Raw genomic sequence first — 14,718 nt, 5'->3', positions numbered from 1 at the left:
AAAGCAAGATGAAGACCAGCGTCGTCACATCTGCTGTTCTGCACGGCTTGGTGCTCGCCGCGGCTCTGGTGACCATTGGTTCGCCGGAATCGTTCAAGGTCGATGATTTCGAAGCGATGCCGGTCGATCTGGTGCCGGTCGAATCCATCACCCAGATGCAGCAGGGTGACAAGACGGCAAAGCCCAACGACAAGCCGGCGCCGAAGCCGACGTCAAAACCCGCTGATGTTGCAGACGCCGAAAACCTCGGCGACAACAAGATCGATCTGAAGACGCCGCCGATCCCGAACGCCAAGCCCAACAACAACGAAAGCACTGCCGCGCCCAAAGCCGCCGAGAAGCCGCTTCCCCAGAATGATCCCGTCCCCAACGAGGTGAAGGAGATCATGAAGGAGGACACCGTGGTCGATGAGCCGAAGGAAGTCGCATCGATTCCGGAAACCAAGCCGGAAATTGCGCCGACCCCGCCGAAGCCGCAAGAAATGCCTGCCGAACAGGCCGAGCCGCCGAAGCCGGAAGCCGAAGCGCTGCCGGACAACGTTCCGACGCCGGTCGCCAAGCCGCAGGTGAAGCCGCCCGAGCAGAAACCCGCTGAAAAGCCGCCGGAAAAAACGCAGGACCAGCAGAAGACGGCCGACAAGCAGCCGGACAAGAAGAAAGCCGACAAGGCCCAGGAAAAGGCCAAGGCCTCGTCCTCGAAGCAGAGCGATTTCAACGCCGACGACATCGCAGCACTGCTGAACAAGCAGGAGCCTTCCAACGGCGGCGCCAAGCGCTCGACCGAAGTCGCTTCTCTGGGCGCCAAGAAGTCGAATAACACCGGCGCCAAGCTCAGCATGAGCGAGATGGATGCACTGCGTAATGCGATTGCCGGCAACTGGCAGATCATTCCCGGCCTTGCGGACATGGACCAGGTCCGCATCACCGTCCACATGAAGCTGGACGAGAATGGCGAGATCATCGGAGATCCCGAGGTCGAAGCGACCGGCGGCAACGAATCCACACGCCGTGCACTTGCCGGCGGTGCCTATCGTGCCGTCAAACGGTCTGCGCCGTTCACCAACCTTCCGAAAGACAAATATGACGCGTGGAGCGAAGTCATCGTGAACTTCGACCCCAGTCAGATGGCCCTTTAAATGCTGAAAGGCTTGCTCCTCATGACCAAGTGTTCCCTCATCCGCGCCTTCATGGTGGCTCTCGGCATGGCTGTGACAGCGGCTATCGCGACGCCTGCGCACGCGCTTGTCGAGATCAACATCAACAAGGGTAACGTCGAGCCGCTGCCGATCGCCATTACCGATTTCCTGCAAGGCGACATGGGCGCGCAGGTCTCTCAGGTGATCGCCGCCGATCTGCAGCGCTCCGGCCTCTTTGCGCCGATCAACAAGAACGCCTTCATCGAGAAGATTTCCAATCCCGATGCGGCACCGCGTTTCGAGGACTGGAAGGTCATCAACGCGCAGGCGCTCGTCACCGGCCGCGTCACGCAGGAAGGCGATGGCCGTCTTCGCGCCGAGTTCCGTCTCTGGGATTCCTTCGCCGGTCAGCAGATGACCGGCCAGCAATTCTATACGCAGCCGGAAAACTGGCGCCGCGTTGCCCACATCATTGCCGATGCGATCTATAAGCAGATCACCGGCGAAGAGGGCTATTTCGATACCCGCGTCGTCTTTGTCTCCGAGTCTGGCACGAAGCAGCAGCGCAAACGCCAGCTCGCGATCATGGACCAGGATGGCTTCAACGTGCGCACGCTGACCGATGGCAGCGACCTCGTTCTGACGCCGCGCTTCTCGCCGAACCGGCAGGAAGTGACCTACATGTCCTTCGCCAACCAGCAGCCGCGCGTCTACCTGTTGCAGCTCGAAACCGGACAGCGTGAAGTTGTCGGCAACTTCCCGGGCATGACCTTTTCGCCGCGCTTCTCGCCGGATGGCCAAAAAGTGGTGATGAGCCTTCAGCAGGAAGGGAACGCCAATATCTACACGATGGATCTGCGCTCGCGCACGACGACGCGCCTGACGTCGACAGCCGCGATCGATACTTCGCCATCCTATTCGCCGGATGGCGGCCGGATCGTTTTCGAAAGCGACCGCGGCGGCAAGCAGCAGATTTACGTGATGAATGCCGACGGCTCCGGCCAGACGCGTATCTCCTTCGGCGACGGCAACTATTCGACGCCGGTCTGGTCGCCACGCGGCGATCTGATCGCCTTCACCAAGCAATCGGGCGGGAAATTCTCGATCGGCGTCATGAAGCCGGACGGTTCGGGCGAGCGCATCCTGACTACGGGCTTCCACAACGAAGGCCCGACCTGGGCGCCGAACGGGCGTGTGCTGATGTTCTTCCGCCAGCCGGCCGGTGCAGGCGGCCCGCAGCTCTATTCGATCGATCTGACGGGTTACAACGAGCAGGTCATCAAGACGCCGACCTACGCATCTGACCCGGCCTGGTCGCCGCTGCTTGAGTAGTGGATGAGCCGGATTTCGCCTTCTTGTCGCCGCAAAGTGCTGGAATTGGCCGATGCAGGGACAATCAATAATTTATTAACCATAATTCTTGAGCGCCGATTAACCGAGTACGGTTACAGTCCGGCAACCCTGATAAATCGCAAGGAGACCCGGCCATGAGCCGAATTCACACCCCGGCAATGAGCCGTATGCAGAATTTCGCCCGCAACCCTGTCATGATCGCACTCGTTGCCGGTCTGGCGCTTGCTGGCTGCGCCAACAAGAAGACGCCGAACAGTGCTGGCGAGCTCGGCCTCGGTGCAGGTGCCGCAACGCCGGGTTCGGCTCAGGACTTCACCGTCAACGTCGGCGACCGCATCTTCTTCGACACTGACTCTACCTCGATCCGTGCCGACGCTGCCCAGACCCTCGACCGCCAGGCACAGTGGCTGGCTCGCTACCCGAACTATGCGATCACCGTCGAAGGCCATGCCGACGAACGCGGCACGCGCGAATACAACCTCGCTCTCGGCGCCCGCCGTGCTGCCGCCACCAAGGATTACCTTGCTTCGCGCGGCGTTCCGGCTCAGCGCATGAAGACGATCTCCTACGGCAAGGAACGCCCGGTCGCCGTCTGCGACGATATTTCCTGCTGGTCGCAGAATCGTCGTGCAGTCACTGTTCTCGGCGGCGCCGGTATGTAATCCTCTCAAATATATTATGTTGCGGAAAGGCGGCTCCTTCGCGGGCCGCCTTTTCTTTTTGAACACACTTTGGCCAGACTCCGTTGCTTTTTGAAGGTAATTGGAAAAATCTCCTGTTCGTGCCATCCAGGCGCGAAGAATCACTGGGACAGGACGAAACCTATGAAGAAACTTGTCGTGGCAGGCTTGCTCTGCCTCGCGGCCGTGACCGGAACCGAGCGAGCGGCTTATTCCGCTTCGTTTCTCGGCATGAATTTTGGCGGCAAGCCTGCGCAGAGCCAGACGCAGACGCCGCCGGTCGTCAACGTGCAGAGCAGCAGCGCCGAAATGCGCGTGCAGCAACTCGAAGAGCAGCTGCGCCAGCTGAACGGCCGCATCGAGGAAATGAGCTTCCAGATCCTGCAGATGCAGGAATCGCTGCGCAAGACGCAGGAAGACAACGAATTCCGCTTCCAGGATCTGGAAAAGAGTGGCGGTGCCGCTGGATCGAAGGGCAGCACGAAGAAGAGCGAGGCCGATCTGCAGCCTCCGGCTTCCGGGCAGGCCGATACACGTCCCCAGCGCCAGAACGACGATGTCGCGACGATCATCGAAACACCACAGGGAGCCGAAAGGGCTCCCTCCAACGACGTTCCGTCGAACAGCGGTTTCGGCCGGCCGCCGCAGGAGCTGGGCTCGATCCAGTTCGATCAGAACGGCAATCCGATCGGCGGCAGCGTGAATGAGAACGCGGAGGTCGGTTCAGCGCCGCTTCCCGACGTGAACGCCGGGACGTCGCCGCAGCAGACCGCATCTCTCGGCAGCGAGACCGATCAGTACAAGGCCGCTTACGGTCACGTCCTTTCCGGCGACTACGCGATTGCTGAAGAGCAGTTCACCCAGTATATCGCGCAGTATCCGGGAAGCGCTCGCGCTGCCGATGCCAACTTCTGGCTGGGCGAGGCGCTCTATTCCCAGGGCAAGTTCAATGAGGCCGCCAAGACCTTCCTCAATGCCCACAAGAAATACGGCTCTTCCGAGAAGGCGCCCGAAATGCTGCTGAAGCTCGGCATGTCGCTCGCAGCACTCGACAATAACGACACCGCCTGCGCGACGCTCAAGGAAGTCACCAAGCGTTACCCGAAGGCTTCGCGCGCTGTCATAAGCAAGGTCGCGAGCGAACAGAAGCGCCTTTCCTGCTGAGGATTTCCGGTTTGTCTCCGGAAATCGTGCTTTCGCCCGAGGCAGCGGCCCGCCGCTTTGTCCGTTCGCTTGAAAGCCCGACGCGTATTCTCGTCGCGATCTCCGGCGGCAGCGATTCAACCGGCCTGCTTCTTGCCCTTCTGGAAGCGCTGAAGGCCGAACCCAATTCCAAGATTTCCCTATGCGCCGCGACGATCGACCACGATCTGCGCGCAGAATCGGCGGATGAGGCGCGCCATGTCGCAGCCTTATGCAAGTCGCTCGGCATTTCCCATGTGATCCGTGTCTGGCGGGATCCTAAACCAGAAACCGGCATCATGGTGGCCGCCCGCGAGGCACGCTACGAACTGCTCGCAGATGCCGCGGCGGAACTTGGCGCTAATCTCATCGTGACGGCGCATACGCTGGACGATCAGCAGGAGACGCGAGCGATGCGCGGCGCGCGCAGCGACAACCCCTCGACCGGGATCGCCGATGCCGTTCTCTTTGAGCGCCGGGCCTGGATCGCCCGGCCGTTCCTTTCGTGCATGCGCGCCGATATCCGGGCATTTCTCTCGGCCCGAGCCGTGCCTTGGCTCGATGATCCCAGCAATGAGGATCTGAAATATGAGCGCGTGCGCACGCGCGCAGCGTTGGCGGGTGAGGGCGCCCCGGAGCCAGAAGCTTGCGGTGCCGATATCCGCTTGGAGCTTTCACGACAGGCGGCCCTTTGGCTCGGCCGTCATTTTACGCTTCCGTGCGAAGGGCTGGGCCGCGTGGCGGGAGAGGGACTTGAGGCGCCCCTGGACGTGCTCGGTTATGCGCTCGGCCGTCTTGCGGCCGTTTTCGGCGGACAGCGCTTTGCGCCAGGCCGCATGCAGATGGACCGCATTCTCGCTTTCGTAGCCGCCGGCACGCCCGGACGCATGACCGCAAGCAGAGCGGTTATCGATCTAAGACGCGACGGCCTTTACCTTGCCCGCGAAAGCCGCGGCATCTTGCCACTGGTCGTTGCGCCTGGGGAGCGCGCCATTTGGGACGGTCGGTTTATTGTCGAGAATAGCTCATCGTTTGATCTGACGGTTCTGGCACGGTCCGCCAACCCCTCCCTCATTCCCGTGCTTGGCACGGAAATCCAGCCAGGGCGGGCGGCGCATTTGCCCAAAGCTGCGCTCAAGCGGGCTTTGGCAGCGCAACCACGTATTTCTGTCGCCGCTGACGCGAACGTGTGCATGAATTCTCATCCCGATGTCAGTCTCGCGCGGTATTTTGCGCCGTTCGACCGCTTTTTGACACGATTTGATCTCATCTTTGCTGAAAGCCTCGCGGCGGCTTTTGGAATGCGCCCCTATCCAAGCCCGCCTTTAGGTCTTATTGACGGAAAAGCCATCTGACAGAGTGTATCGCCTTGGCAACGGCACAGCGCAACCCTATGTTAGAAGCCAAATAAGACGGCTGCCATGAGGCGGTTGTTGCAGTGCTGGGGAGTTCAATGAACCCTAACTTACGTAATTTCGCCTTGTGGGCAATCATAGCGCTTCTGCTGATTGCCCTTTTCAGCATGTTCCAGACGACGCCGGCGCAGACCGGCTCGCGCGACATACCCTATTCGCAGTTCCTGCGTGAGGTTGATGCGGGCCGCGTCAAGGAAGTCGTCGTCACGGGAAACCGTGTGTCGGGAAGCTATGTTGAAAACGGCACCACCTTCCAGACCTATTCTCCTGTCATCGATGACAACCTGCTCGAGCGCCTGCAGTCGAAGAACGTCCTGGTTTCGGCCCGGCCTGAAACCGATGGTTCGTCAGGCTTCCTGAGCTATCTCGGTACCCTGCTGCCGATGCTGCTCATTCTCGGCGTCTGGCTGTTCTTCATGCGGCAGATGCAAGGCGGCTCGCGCGGCGCGATGGGCTTCGGCAAATCGAAGGCCAAGCTGCTCACGGAGGCGCATGGCCGCGTCACCTTCGATGACGTTGCAGGCGTCGACGAAGCCAAGCAGGACTTGGAAGAAATCGTCGAATTCCTGCGCGATCCGCAGAAGTTCCAGCGCCTCGGCGGCAAGATCCCGCGCGGCGTGCTGCTTGTCGGCCCTCCGGGTACCGGTAAGACTCTGCTCGCCCGCTCCGTCGCCGGCGAAGCCAACGTTCCGTTCTTCACCATCTCGGGTTCCGACTTCGTCGAAATGTTCGTCGGTGTCGGCGCAAGTCGCGTCCGCGACATGTTCGAGCAGGCGAAGAAGAATGCGCCCTGCATCATCTTCATCGACGAAATCGACGCCGTCGGCCGCCATCGTGGCGCCGGTCTCGGCGGTGGTAACGACGAACGCGAACAGACGCTCAACCAGTTGCTGGTCGAGATGGACGGCTTCGAGGCCAATGAAGGCATCATCCTGATTGCCGCGACCAACCGTCCTGACGTTCTCGACCCCGCACTGCTGCGTCCGGGCCGTTTCGACCGTCAGGTCGTCGTTCCGAACCCGGATATCGTCGGCCGCGAGCGCATCCTCAAGGTACATGCCCGCAACGTTCCGCTGGCGCCCAATGTCGACCTCAAGGTTCTAGCCCGCGGTACGCCCGGCTTCTCCGGTGCTGACCTGATGAACCTCGTCAACGAAGCCGCCCTGATGGCCGCACGCCGCAACAAGCGCGTCGTCACCATGCAGGAGTTCGAAGACGCCAAGGACAAGATCATGATGGGCGCCGAGCGCCGCTCTTCGGCGATGACCGAAGCGGAAAAGAAGCTCACGGCCTATCACGAAGCCGGCCATGCGATCACGGCGCTCAACGTCGCCGTCGCCGATCCGCTGCACAAGGCAACGATCATTCCGCGCGGCCGTTCTCTCGGCATGGTCATGCAGCTTCCCGAAGGCGACCGCTACTCGATGAGCTATAAGTGGATGGTCTCGCGCCTCTGCATCATGATGGGCGGCCGCGTTGCGGAAGAACTCACCTTCGGCAAGGAGAACATCACCTCCGGTGCGTCTTCGGATATCGAGCAGGCCACCAAGCTTGCCCGCGCCATGGTCACGCAGTGGGGCTTTTCCGACCAGCTCGGTCAGGTTGCCTATGGCGAAAACCAGCAGGAGGTCTTCCTCGGCCATTCCGTATCGCAATCGAAGAACGTTTCCGAGGCCACGGCTCAAAAGATCGACAACGAAGTGCGTCGGCTTATTGACGAGGCATATACGCAGGCGCGCGATATCCTCACCGAAAAGCATGACGATTTCGTCGCGCTTGCCGAAGGCTTGCTTGAGTACGAAACGCTGACCGGCGAGGAAATCAAGGCGCTGCTCCGCGGTGAAAAGCCCGCTCGCGACCTTGGCGACGACTCTCCGCCGAGCCGCGGCTCGGCCGTGCCGAAAGCCGGCGCACGTCCGGCTTCCAAGGGCGACGAGCCGGAAGCAGGGCTCGAGCCCCAGCCGCATTGACGGAAAGCAACTCGAACGAACAAGGCCGGATTTTCCAGCAGAAGATCCGGCCTTTTTCCGTCGGTAACGGGATATAATCAATTTTCTTGGTAATTTACGTGATGGCGCCTAGGATTTGTGGCATGCCGCTATCATGAAGAGGCCGCAATGAGGCTTTGTATTGGGGCGAATCGTCTCTGCGGCTTGAATTGCTTGGCACAACGCGCTGCCCTCTTGGCGCGCTGAAAGCATAGGGGAGCATATGAAAAGACGTTACTTTGGCACAGACGGCATTCGCGGGCAGTCGAATATCTTCCCGATGACGCCGGATCTGGCGATGCGGGTCGGCATTGCAGTCGGTACGATCTTCCGCCGCGGCAATCACCGCCATCGCGTGGTCATCGGCAAAGACACGCGTCTGTCCGGCTATATGCTGGAAAATGCCATGGTGGCGGGCTTCACGGCCGCAGGTGTCGATGCATTCGTTCTTGGCCCGATCCCGACGCCCGCCGTCGCTATGCTGACACGTTCGCTGCGTGCCGATATCGGCGTCATGATTTCCGCCTCGCACAATCCATACGAGGACAATGGCATCAAGCTCTTCGGTCCCGACGGCTACAAGCTTTCCGACGATATCGAAATGCAGATCGAAGACTTGATGGATAAGGATCTCCACACGCAACTTGCCAAGTCCGACGACATCGGCCGTGCCAAGCGCATCGATGGCGTGCATGACCGCTACATCGAGCATGCGAAGCGCACGCTGCCGCGCGATGTCACGCTGCAGGGCCTGAGGATTGCGATCGACTGCGCCAATGGTGCCGCCTATAAAGTGGCACCGGCCGTGCTTTGGGAACTCGGCGCCGATGTCGTTACGATCGGCAACGAGCCGAACGGTATCAACATCAATCTCAACTGCGGTTCCACCAGCCCCGTCGCCTTGCAGAAGAAGGTCGACGAAGTGCGGGCCGACATCGGTATCGCGCTCGATGGCGACGCCGATCGGGTCATCATCGTGGATGAAAACGGCACGATGGTCGACGGCGACCAGCTGATGGCAGTGATCGCCGAAACCTGGGCGGAGAACCAACAGCTTCGCGGCAACGGCATCGTTGCGACCGTGATGTCGAACCTTGGCCTGGAACGCTTTCTCGAAGGCAAGGGGATGGGTCTTGCCCGCACCAAGGTCGGTGACCGCTATGTCGTCGAGCACATGCGCCAGCACAATTTCAACGTCGGCGGCGAACAGTCCGGGCATATCGTGCTCTCGGACTACGGCACGACCGGCGATGGTCTTGTTGCCGCGCTGCAGATCCTTGCTGCCGTCAAGCGCACTGGCAAGACCGTCAGCGAGGTCTGCCGCCGCTTCGAGCCGGTGCCGCAGCTTCTGCGCAATGTCCGCATTTCCGGCGGTAAGCCGCTGGAAGACCTGCAAGTGCAGCAGGCAATCGCCGATGCGGAAGCCGAGCTTTCCAAGAACGGCCGCCTCGTCATCCGCCCCTCCGGCACCGAACCGCTGATCCGCGTCATGGCGGAAGGCGACGACCGGGCGCAGATCGAGCGCATTGTCAACGAGCTGATCGGCACGATCTCCGGCGTCCGTACCGCCGCTTAATTCTGCCTTGTTGATCGATCAAGCCGGCGCCAATGCGCCGGCTTTTCCATGCCCGCGTCATGCTTCAGTACAATCTTATTGGATGAATTGACTTATCGGCGTGGAGGCATAGCTTTTTCTTGATCGCACAAGTGTCACCCGCCTGCAGCGGCGACAACACGGCAAGCCATATTGCGATAGAAAGATGGCGCCGGGCCGTCGTTTCAGGCAACCTGGGAGGATTGGGTTGTCATGCAGTATCGCGTTCTTTTAGCCGGCTTATGTGTTTCCATGCTTCCTGCTTTTGGCGTGAATGCCCAGGAGGGCGATGCCACGGCGGGCGCTACTGTTTTCAAAAAATGCGCCATATGTCATGTGGCCGATACCGACAAGAACAAGGTCGGCCCGTCGCTGAACCGGATCCTTGGCAGGAAGGCGGCGACACATCCGAATTTCAGCTATTCTCCGGCAATGAAGAAAGCAGGCGAGGGCGGGCTCGTTTGGGACGAGGCAACTCTGCGCGACTATCTCCACGATCCCAAGGGAAAGATAAAGGGAACGAAGATGGCGTTTGCCGGGCTGAAGGACGACAGCGAGATCAACAATCTCATCGCTTATCTCAAGCAGTTTTCCCAATAGATGTAATGCGAATGCCTGACGGTCACCGCAGCGCCGCTTTCGCCGTTGTCATTGTCCACACGACTTGTTCGTGAGATAATGCTAACAATACACCGACGGATTGCGGATTTCGCCGTGTGGCAAGTCACGGTTCAAGGAGCAGGAAATGGCTATCGTGCTGGTTCTGGTTCTGCTGGTCGTGGGATCCGTCGTGTTCCATTTGCTGAGCCCGTGGTGGTGGACGCCGATCGCCTCCAACTGGAGCTACATCGACACCACCCTGCTGATCACCTTTGCGATCACCGGTCTGGTGTTCGTGGCGGTGGGTTCTTTCATGGCCTATTGCGTGTTCCGGTTCCGGCACAAACCCGGCAACCAGGCCGCCTATGAGCCGGAAAACAGGCGGCTGGAGATATGGCTTGCGGTGGTAACCTCCGTCGGGGTTGCCGCGATGCTCGCGCCCGGGCTCGTTGTGTGGAACCAGTTCATCACCGTGCCCGCCGACGCGCACCAGATCGAGGTCGTCGCTCAGCAGTGGCAGTGGAGTTTCCGGATGCCGGGCGCAGACGGACGGCTGGGAAAATCCGATACCCGTGAGGTCAATCCGGAAAATCCCCTTGGCCTGAACAAGAACGACACCGCAGGGCTCGATGACGTGATCGTCGAGGGAGGTGAATTGCACCTGCCGATTGGCAAACCGGTCAAGGTCCTGCTTCGTTCGATCGACGTCCTTCATGATTTTTATGTGCCTGAGTTCCGCGCAAAGATGGATATGATTCCCGGCATGGTGACCTATTTCTGGTTTACGCCGACGCGCACCGGAACGTTCGAAATCCTTTGCGCCGAGCTGTGCGGCGTCGGGCATCCGCAAATGCGCGGAACGGTCATGATCGATGAGGAGGTCGCCTACCAGGCCTGGCTGGCGGAGCAGACGACATTCACCCAAATGCTGGCATCGGGGGAAGCGCAGCCGGCAGAACAGGCGAAGTAGCCTATCGGAGGAACAGGGAGGACGGACATATCATGGTCGATATTCGATCGGGCGCCGGGGAGGTCATCCCGCCTGCAGAAGTCGAAGATGTGGAACTTTACCATCCGAAGAGCTGGTGGACGAAATATGTCTTCAGCCAGGATGCGAAGATTATTGCCGTCCAATACTCAATGACGGCGATGGCGATCGGTTTCGTGGCGCTCGTCCTGTCCTGGTTGATGCGCCTGCAGCTTGCCTTTCCCGGTTACTTCGCTTTCATCGACGCGGAGCACTATTATCAGTTCATCACCATGCATGGCATGATCATGGTGATCTATCTTCTCACCGCACTGTTTCTCGGCGGTTTCGGCAACTACCTCATTCCCCTGATGCTCGGCGCCAGGGACATGGTGTTTCCCTATGCCAACATGCTGAGTTACTGGATTTATCTGCTCGCCGTGCTGGTGCTCGTCGCCGGATTTTTCGCGCCTGGCGGACCAACCGGCGCCGGCTGGACGCTCTATCCGCCGCAAGCCATTCTTTCGGGAACGCCGGGCGGACAAGATTGGGGCATCATTCTCATGCTGTCGTCGCTGATCCTGTTCATCATCGGCTTCACGATGGGCGGCCTGAATTACGTCGTGACCGTGCTCCAGGGACGCGCGCGCGGCATGACGCTGATGCGCATGCCGCTGACGGTCTGGGGAATTTTCACCGCGACGGTCATGGCGCTTCTTGCCTTTCCCGCACTTTTCGTTGCCGCCGTGATGATGCTGTTCGACCGGCTCCTCGGGACGAGCTTCTTCATGCCTGCCATCGTGGAGATGGGCACGCAGCTGCAGCAGGGTGGCGGCAGTCCCATCCTTTTCCAGCATCTCTTCTGGTTCTTCGGTCATCCCGAGGTCTATATCGTGGCGCTTCCCGCCTTCGGGATCGTCTCCGATCTCATTAGCACGCATGCGCGAAAGAATATCTTCGGCTACCGCATGATGGTCTGGGCGATCCTGATCATCGGGGCGCTCAGCTTCATCGTCTGGGCGCATCACATGTATGTCAGCGGCATGAACCCGAATTTCGGCTTCTTCTTTGCCGTCACGACGCTCATCATTGCCGTGCCGACCGCCATCAAGGTCTATAACTGGGTGCTGACGCTCTGGCGCGGCGATATCCACCTGACGCTGCCGATGCTTTTTGCGCTCGCCTTCATTCTGACTTTCGTCAATGGCGGCCTGACAGGACTGTTCCTCGGCAATGTGGTCGTCGACGTGCCGCTGTCCGATACGATGTTCGTCGTGGCGCATTTCCACATGGTGATGGGCGTGGCACCGATCCTGGTCATTTTCGGTGCCATCTATCATTGGTATCCGAAGGTGACCGGACGCATGCTGGACGAGACGCTGGGGCACATCCATTTCTGGACCACGTTCATCGGCACCTATGCGATCTTCTTTCCCATGCACTATCTCGGCCTGGTGGGCGTGCCGCGCCGCTATTACGAGATGGGCGAGACGGCTTTCGTTCCGCCGTCCGCCAATACGCTGAACGTTTTCATCACCGCTGCCGCGCTGATTGTCGGGGCAGCGCAGATCGTCTTCCTGTTCAATCTGGTCTCGAGCCTTTTCAGGGGCCGGGAAGCCGGCGGCAATCCGTGGCGTGCGACAACGCTGGAATGGCAGACGCCGCAGACCCCGCCGGTGCATGGCAACTGGGGCAAGGAACTGCCGGTGGTCTACCGTTGGGCGTATGATTATAGCGTGCCGGGCAATAGCCAGGACTTCCTTGCGCAGAATGATCCGGGCACCGCCCGGACCGCGGCGGGAGCAGCCTCATGAGCGTCATGATGATCTTCCTGGCGGTCATCGCCGTCATCGTCCTCTGGTGGATGACCCAGCACCGGCTGACATCCAAGCCGTGGCTGGAGGTGGGACTGATGACGGAGTCGGCCGGCGAAAAGCGGTTGCCGATCGCGCCCGCCAGGGTCGGGCTTGGCATTTTCCTCGCCGTAATTGGTGCGCTCTTCGCGCTTCTGATTAGCGCCTACTTCATGCGCATGGCGGCAGCCGACTGGTGGGCGACGCCCATTCCCCGGCTGCTCTGGGTCAACACCGCCGCGCTTGCGCTCAGCAGCGCCGCGCTCGAATGGGCCAAGGTCGAGGCACGCCGCGGTCGCAGCGACATCATGCGGATTGCGCTCCTTTTGGGGTTGGCGACGGCATTTCTCTTTCTCGCCGGACAGGTGATGGCGTGGCGGGAGCTTGCGGCGGCCGGTTACGTGCTTGCCGACAATCCGGCCAACAGCTTCTTCTATATGCTGACCGGCCTGCACGGCCTGCACATTCTGGGCGGTCTGGCGGTGCTCGGCCGCACGACGGGCAGGGCATTCGACGATCGCTTTCCTGCCCGCAGGCTCCACCTCAGCCTCGAGCTCTGCGCCGTTTACTGGCATTTCATGCTTTTCGTCTGGGTGGTTCTCTTCGCACTCTTTGCCGGCTGGGCGAATGATTTCGTCGATCTGTGCCGCCAGCTGATTTCGTGAGGGATGAAGGATGGCTGAATATACGCAAGCGGAAACCGGCGGAACACTCCAGCGGCCCGAAGGCCTGCGCGGGATCGCGGCCGATCTCTCTTCCGACCAGCGGGCGTTCAAGAACGTCTCGTGGGGGAAGGCCATGATGTGGATCTTCCTTCTCAGCGACACCTTCGTCTTCGGCTGCTTTCTGCTGGCCTATATGACTGCGCGCATGTCTACGCCTGTCGAGTGGCCGAATCCCAGCCAGGTTTTCGCACTTCATATCGGCGGGCATGAATTGCCGCTGATCCTCATCGCCATCATGACCTTCGTCCTCATCAGCAGTTCCGGCACGATGGCGATGGCTGTCAATTTTGGATATCGCCGCGAACGCGGCCGGACGGCCGCCCTGATGCTGTTGACAGCGGTTCTCGGCGCCACATTCGTCGGCATGCAGGCGTTCGAATGGACGAAACTGATCTCGGAAGGCGTACGGCCCTGGGAAAATCCCTGGGGTGCGGCGCAATTTGGTTCGTCGTTCTTCATGATCACTGGATTCCACGGCACCCATGTCACTTTCGGCGTGATCTTCCTTCTCATCGTCGCCCGCAAGGTCTGGCGCGGTGATTTCGACACGGAGCGGCGGGGCTTTTTTACCAGCCGCAAGGGTGATTACGAGATCGTCGAGATCATGGGTCTCTACTGGCACTTCGTCGATCTCGTCTGGGTGTTCATTTTCGCATTCTTCTATTTGTGGTGAGGACTGCCATGGCACATGCGCAAACGCATTCCGGACAACAACACCCCGTCAAGCTCTATCTCCTGGTCTGGGGGTTGCTCTTCGTCCTCAGCACCTTCTCGTACCTGGTCGACTATTTCGCTATCCAGGGCTATGCGCGATGGTTCCTGATCCTGTTCTTCATGGTGCTGAAGGCAGGACTGATCGTCGCCGTCTTCATGCACATGGCCTGGGAGCGGCTGGCATTTGTCTATGCAATCCTGGTGCCGCCGGTTCTGGTGCTTGTCTTCGTCGCCATGATGGTCTCGGAATCGAACTATACGATCTTCACGCGGCTGACCTTCTCCAGTGTAGGGCTCTGACGCGATCGCTTGTCTACCTTTAGAAGATCGAAGCATTGTTTGGCTCCAACATGTTTCCGTTAAATTCAACGGGTTACTCAGCCATGTTGCGTGGCAAAAAACGTAGTTAATTTTTACAGTTAAGCAGCTTTTAACGTTTCCAATTCATTATCCATGCAAAGCCTATCAGATTGGCAGGGAGTCCGCTCTGCCGATGCAACTGGATTTTGGA

Annotated in this window: 13 protein-coding genes; all 13 read left to right on the top strand. The window is 59.9% G+C overall.

Annotation, left to right across the window (positions count from 1 at the left end; all coding sequences use genetic code 11):
* Positions 1 to 8: 8 nt before the first annotated feature.
* The 13 genes from A3C3_RS0116845 (at position 9) to A3C3_RS0116785 (ending at position 14,507) form a co-directional block, all read left to right on the top strand.
* Positions 9 to 1,136, top strand: a complete 1,128-nt coding sequence (locus A3C3_RS0116845; RefSeq protein WP_022715755.1) for a hypothetical protein — start codon at positions 9 to 11, stop codon at positions 1,134 to 1,136.
* Between the two features lie 21 nt (positions 1,137 to 1,157).
* Positions 1,158 to 2,468 carry a Tol-Pal system beta propeller repeat protein TolB gene (gene tolB, locus A3C3_RS0116840; protein WP_028739716.1) on the top strand — a complete coding sequence of 437 codons (1,311 nt, stop codon included), beginning with the start codon at positions 1,158 to 1,160 and terminating at the stop codon, positions 2,466 to 2,468.
* Positions 2,469 to 2,623: 155 nt separating this feature from the next.
* Positions 2,624 to 3,151 carry a peptidoglycan-associated lipoprotein Pal gene (gene pal / locus A3C3_RS0116835; protein WP_022715753.1) on the top strand — a complete coding sequence of 176 codons (528 nt, stop codon included), beginning with the start codon at positions 2,624 to 2,626 and terminating at the stop codon, positions 3,149 to 3,151.
* Positions 3,152 to 3,313: 162 nt separating this feature from the next.
* Positions 3,314 to 4,333 (top strand): tol-pal system protein YbgF, encoded by a 1,020-nt coding sequence (gene ybgF / locus A3C3_RS0116830; RefSeq protein ID WP_022715752.1) that lies wholly within the window; start codon positions 3,314 to 3,316, stop codon positions 4,331 to 4,333.
* 11 nt (positions 4,334 to 4,344) lie between these two features.
* Entirely contained in the window at positions 4,345 to 5,706 is a 1,362-nt protein-coding gene (gene tilS, locus A3C3_RS0116825; protein ID WP_022715751.1) for a tRNA lysidine(34) synthetase TilS, read from the top strand.
* Between the two features lie 98 nt (positions 5,707 to 5,804).
* Complete coding sequence (gene ftsH / locus A3C3_RS0116820; protein WP_022715750.1) at positions 5,805 to 7,736, top strand: ATP-dependent zinc metalloprotease FtsH; 1,932 nt, start codon at positions 5,805 to 5,807, stop codon at positions 7,734 to 7,736.
* 241 nt (positions 7,737 to 7,977) lie between these two features.
* On the top strand, positions 7,978 to 9,330 hold the full coding sequence (gene glmM / locus A3C3_RS0116815) for a phosphoglucosamine mutase (RefSeq protein ID WP_022715749.1): 1,353 nt from the start codon (positions 7,978 to 7,980) through the stop codon (positions 9,328 to 9,330).
* A gap of 231 nt (positions 9,331 to 9,561) precedes the next feature.
* Positions 9,562 to 9,948 (top strand): c-type cytochrome, encoded by a 387-nt coding sequence (locus A3C3_RS0116810; RefSeq protein WP_022715748.1) that lies wholly within the window; start codon positions 9,562 to 9,564, stop codon positions 9,946 to 9,948.
* A 145-nt stretch (positions 9,949 to 10,093) separates the two neighbouring features.
* Positions 10,094 to 10,918 carry a cytochrome c oxidase subunit II gene (locus A3C3_RS0116805; protein ID WP_022715747.1) on the top strand — a complete coding sequence of 275 codons (825 nt, stop codon included), beginning with the start codon at positions 10,094 to 10,096 and terminating at the stop codon, positions 10,916 to 10,918.
* Positions 10,919 to 10,950: 32 nt separating this feature from the next.
* Positions 10,951 to 12,729 carry a cytochrome c oxidase subunit I gene (locus A3C3_RS0116800; protein WP_022715746.1) on the top strand — a complete coding sequence of 593 codons (1,779 nt, stop codon included), beginning with the start codon at positions 10,951 to 10,953 and terminating at the stop codon, positions 12,727 to 12,729.
* On the top strand, positions 12,726 to 13,433 hold the full coding sequence (locus A3C3_RS0116795) for a cytochrome c oxidase subunit 3 (RefSeq protein WP_022715745.1): 708 nt from the start codon (positions 12,726 to 12,728) through the stop codon (positions 13,431 to 13,433). Before A3C3_RS0116800 ends, A3C3_RS0116795 begins: the two co-directional genes overlap by 4 nt.
* A gap of 10 nt (positions 13,434 to 13,443) precedes the next feature.
* The gene (locus A3C3_RS0116790) at positions 13,444 to 14,166 is read left to right on the top strand and encodes a heme-copper oxidase subunit III family protein (RefSeq protein ID WP_022715744.1); all 723 of its coding nucleotides are present in this window, start codon (positions 13,444 to 13,446) and stop codon (positions 14,164 to 14,166) included.
* Positions 14,167 to 14,174: 8 nt separating this feature from the next.
* On the top strand, positions 14,175 to 14,507 hold the full coding sequence (locus tag A3C3_RS0116785) for a cytochrome C oxidase subunit IV family protein (RefSeq protein WP_022715743.1): 333 nt from the start codon (positions 14,175 to 14,177) through the stop codon (positions 14,505 to 14,507).
* Positions 14,508 to 14,718: the final 211 nt, after the last annotated feature.

Origin of the sequence: Rhizobium mongolense USDA 1844 (genome assembly GCF_000419765.1) — a bacterium.
In the GTDB taxonomy this organism is placed as follows: domain Bacteria; phylum Pseudomonadota; class Alphaproteobacteria; order Rhizobiales; family Rhizobiaceae; genus Rhizobium; species Rhizobium mongolense.
The sequence above is the reverse complement of the archived record's forward strand: the minus strand, read 5'-3'. Positions and strand labels throughout refer to the sequence as shown.

What these genes read in the sequence shown, in the direction of transcription:
- A3C3_RS0116845 (WP_022715755.1), top strand. Translation starts at nt 9, where the DNA reads ATGAAGACCAGCGTCGTCACATCTGCTGTTCTGCACGGCTTGGTGCTC.
- tolB (WP_028739716.1), top strand. Translation starts at nt 1,158, where the DNA reads ATGACCAAGTGTTCCCTCATCCGCGCCTTCATGGTGGCTCTCGGCATG.
- pal (WP_022715753.1), top strand. Translation starts at nt 2,624, where the DNA reads ATGAGCCGAATTCACACCCCGGCAATGAGCCGTATGCAGAATTTCGCC.
- ybgF (WP_022715752.1), top strand. Translation starts at nt 3,314, where the DNA reads ATGAAGAAACTTGTCGTGGCAGGCTTGCTCTGCCTCGCGGCCGTGACC.
- ftsH (WP_022715750.1), top strand. Translation starts at nt 5,805, where the DNA reads ATGAACCCTAACTTACGTAATTTCGCCTTGTGGGCAATCATAGCGCTT.
- glmM (WP_022715749.1), top strand. Translation starts at nt 7,978, where the DNA reads ATGAAAAGACGTTACTTTGGCACAGACGGCATTCGCGGGCAGTCGAAT.
- A3C3_RS0116810 (WP_022715748.1), top strand. Translation starts at nt 9,562, where the DNA reads ATGCAGTATCGCGTTCTTTTAGCCGGCTTATGTGTTTCCATGCTTCCT.
- A3C3_RS0116805 (WP_022715747.1), top strand. Translation starts at nt 10,094, where the DNA reads ATGGCTATCGTGCTGGTTCTGGTTCTGCTGGTCGTGGGATCCGTCGTG.
- A3C3_RS0116800 (WP_022715746.1), top strand. Translation starts at nt 10,951, where the DNA reads ATGGTCGATATTCGATCGGGCGCCGGGGAGGTCATCCCGCCTGCAGAA.
- A3C3_RS0116795 (WP_022715745.1), top strand. Translation starts at nt 12,726, where the DNA reads ATGAGCGTCATGATGATCTTCCTGGCGGTCATCGCCGTCATCGTCCTC.
- A3C3_RS0116790 (WP_022715744.1), top strand. Translation starts at nt 13,444, where the DNA reads ATGGCTGAATATACGCAAGCGGAAACCGGCGGAACACTCCAGCGGCCC.
- A3C3_RS0116785 (WP_022715743.1), top strand. Translation starts at nt 14,175, where the DNA reads ATGGCACATGCGCAAACGCATTCCGGACAACAACACCCCGTCAAGCTC.